At 55.1% G+C, this 970-nt stretch carries 1 pseudogene; it reads right to left on the bottom strand.

Annotated elements, in window-relative coordinates:
* Positions 1-696: 696 nt before the first annotated feature.
* Positions 697-970, bottom strand: a pseudogene (locus CO660_RS33635) (protein psiB); the annotation flags it as partial.

Raw genomic sequence — 970 nt, 5'->3', positions numbered from 1 at the left:
GAAAAAACGCGGAAGAGCACATAGTCATCAAAATATAACTTGAGACCCATCTGGCATGGTCGGCTGAAATAGCGTGTTTGGCAATCGTCGCAGTGGTCGACGGCTATGCCGGTTTGACGTGCGGCGTCCGCAGCTGGCACCGCCACCGTCGAGACCCCGATGTGATGCACATTTGGCATGCGCTTCGTCGCTTTCTCCAATAATCGAATTCAGTTGGCTGCTTTGATCCCCGCAAGGCGAGCATTCAAAGGTTGTGCCAGCTTGAGCAAGTGACAGTTGAAGCCGGCTTTTCAATCACTCGATCGCCCGTGCAGCGGGGAGGCGATCCCGCCTCCCAGTTATCGCCAAACGGACAAACGCAGGCTTTCAATCTGCGGCGCCGATCGAGCAGTCTGAGTGTAGCAATCTGAGGGAAGATCAAAGATCAATTGCTGCGCAACGACGTGTTAGCCGCCGATAGAGTTATCATATGTCTCTTCGATAGTCCTCAGAGTAGTTGGAGACCGGCACTGAACGTCTTCCGACCTTCAGTGTTGACCTTTGTCCAGTTGAACGGGAGGCCTTCGGCAACGTAGTAAACGCCGCTTTGAGGCGTCAGCTTTCCGTTTCTCGAGCCCATGTCGCCACGCTCGCGGACTCTCAGCGAATCGGCGCGATAGAGTTCATTCTCCTGGATCCTATCATTCGTCATTGCGCTCATAGGAGCACCGGGGAGCGGCGATCAATACGCACTTGCAGGCCTTCCAGTGCGCCCGCAACGATGAGGCCCTTGTTCGCCACTCGGTCCATCGGAACAAACACAGGATCAAGCACCGGCCGGCAACATTCAAAACGTCGCGCGGCTTCCGTCATCGTTATTGACGGCGAACGATAAGGTTTACTACCATCGCCTCCCAAAAGCGCTATCTGCCCGGCAAGAGGGATCGGGTACCCGTCAAAGATCGTAAAGGCGGTTAACCCAACTCGCAAA

This window comes from Rhizobium sp. L9 (assembly GCF_002531885.1).
GTDB lineage: Bacteria > Pseudomonadota > Alphaproteobacteria > Rhizobiales > Rhizobiaceae > Rhizobium.
Note: the sequence above shows the minus strand (reverse complement) of the source record. Positions and strands in the feature narration are given on the sequence as shown.